This window comes from Actinomycetota bacterium (genome assembly GCA_036280995.1).
Classification (GTDB): domain Bacteria; phylum Actinomycetota; class CALGFH01; order CALGFH01; family CALGFH01; genus CALGFH01.
Genome location: DASUPQ010000777.1, coordinates 1 through 2,247 on the forward strand (window position 1 = coordinate 1; position 2,247 = coordinate 2,247).

The window sequence follows — 2,247 nt, forward strand, 5'->3', positions numbered from 1 at the left end:
TTGCCCCCCGGCTGCGCGAGGTCGGCCTGTTCGTCTCGGTCGGCAACGGCCAGCCCGGCCCGCTCGACGGACCGACAACCAACGGGCAGCTCCAGCAGATCGAGCAGGCCCTGTACCCCCAGAACCTCGCGTTCGTGGAGCGGCTGGGTCAGCTCGGCATCCCCGTCCGGTTCGACAACTACGGCCCAGGCATCCACAACTGGCCCTACTGGCAGCGGGAGCTGCACCGGTCGCTGCCCCTGCTGCTGGGGGCCCTACAGCGCCCAGCCGCAGCACCAACCAGCCCGACACCGCAGCACAGCACCCCACCGCACCCCGGCGACCCGGCCGATCGCACCGAGCGGCTGCTGGCCGCGGCCCGCGTCGCCCTGGTCGCCGCCCTCACCGCCCTGGTGCTGGCCATCGCCGCCCTCGCCTACGTCGTCTCCTTCGAGGCCATCCGCGCCTTCGCCATCGAGACCGCCGCCTTCCCCCCCGAGCTGGCCTGGTCGGCGCCGCTGCTGGTCGACTCCTTCACCACCGCCGCCAGCCTGGTCATCCTCTGGCGCTACCTGCGCGGAGACGCCTGGCGTGACCCCTGGTATGCCTGGACCCCTGGCCGCCGCCGCCACTGCCGTCTCGATCGCCCTCAACGTCGCCCACGCCCCCGACCGGCTGGCCGCCCAGCTGTTCGCCGCCCTGCCCCCGGTCGCCCTGCTGGGAGCGCTGGAGCTGCTGATGAGCGTGGCCCGCACCGGCCTGCCGCACACCAGCCGCACACCAGGCGCGGCGGTCGGGACCGGCGCGGCCGCCCCCGCGCTTGACCTCGCGGGCGCCAACGGCCACCGCAGCCCGACCACACTCGCCCTGCTGCAGGACCGCACACCGGGTGCGGACCAGGAACCAGCGGCCGCAGCGGATGCGCGCCAGCAGATGCGGGCGCTCAGGCGGCCCGTCCGTGACCGCGGCCGAGGTCGTGGCGGTGACCGGCCGCAGCCGCCGCCGCGCCCATGAGTTGCTGCGGGACGCCCGCACCGAGCAAGGGTGAGCGCCGAGGCCCTGCTCAGCACGGGAGGCGGTCGGGATCCAGTCGATACACCAACGACCCGCGGCGATCGGCGACCCAGACGGCGCCGCCGCCAACGGCCAGCTCGCCCAGGGCGGGCTGCAGGGTCATGGCTGCGGGGAGCCGCTCTGGGTCGATGCACTCCAGCGCCCCGCCAACGGTGTCCGGCTCGGTGATCAAGACGGCACCGGCGGCGGCGGCCAGGCCGATCGGGAGGCCAGTTGGGACGATCTCGCGGACACGGCCGGTGGCGGCGTCGATCCGGGCCACCCCACCAGCGATCTCAACAATCGGGTTGGTCGTTGGGCCACCGACCCAGATCGCCCCGTTGCCGACCGCCACCCGGTCGGCATAAAGGTCGAGCCGAATGGCCCCAAGCAGCCGGTTGGTGGCCGCCTCGATCCGGGCCACGCCATCGCCGCCGGCAGCGACCCAGACGCTCCCGCCGGCGACCGCAATGCCCGCGGGACTTCCAGGGCGAAGCTTGATCACCGCGACCACCCGGTTGCTGGCCAGATCGATGCGGGCCACCGCACCGCGACCGGTACCAACCCATCCGGCACCCGCGCCGACTGCCACCAGCGACGGCAGGAAGCGGCGATCACCGGCCCCGAACTGGAACGGCAGCGGACCGAGCTTGATCCTGGCAACGACTCGGCCGGTCCCGGGGTCAAGGCGCACCACCTCATCGGTGTCGGGATGCACCACCCAGATCGTCCCTGCCCCGACCGCCAGGCCAGCCGGATTCGGCCCCCCGGCTGGGAAGCGGGCGACGACTCGGTTGGAGTGCGGATCGACCCGCACGACCTGGCCGTCTCGCCACGCGCCGACCCATAGGCTGCCGGCGCCGAACACCAGCGGGCCACCGCCATGGCCGACCTCGATCTGCGCTGTCGCCCAGCGATCCGGCAGGGGGAGCTGCTGGGGCGGCGCCGGTGTCGTGGTGGGCGTCGGCTGCGACCGTGACACCGGCGCTTGGGGGCTGGTGATGCGCCCCACCACGGCGAGCACTGCGACCGCCCCGAGCACGGCGGCACCGACGCGCAGCACCTCACGCTGTGAGGCCATAGGGTCGACCTCGCCGGTTCCCAGCCCACAGCGCCATCGGCGACACGCCATCCAGAGGCCGAGCGGCCCATCTGCTTCCTACAAGGCCATCCTACGACGAGCGGCTGCCCCTCTCGAAGCTTCACCCTGGCCGC

At 73.6% G+C, this 2,247-nt stretch carries 2 protein-coding genes; one reads left to right on the forward strand and one right to left on the reverse strand.

Annotation, left to right across the window (positions count from 1 at the left end):
* A partial coding sequence (locus VF468_25980) for a DUF2637 domain-containing protein (protein HEX5881737.1) occupies positions 1-803 on the forward strand: 803 nt, incomplete at its 5' end.
* A gap of 239 nt (positions 804-1,042) precedes the next feature.
* Here VF468_25980 and VF468_25985 read toward each other — a convergent pair.
* Positions 1,043-2,113: a hypothetical protein gene (locus VF468_25985; protein HEX5881738.1), complete on the reverse strand. Its 1,071-nt coding sequence runs from the start codon at positions 2,111-2,113 to the stop codon at positions 1,043-1,045.
* Positions 2,114-2,247: the final 134 nt, after the last annotated feature.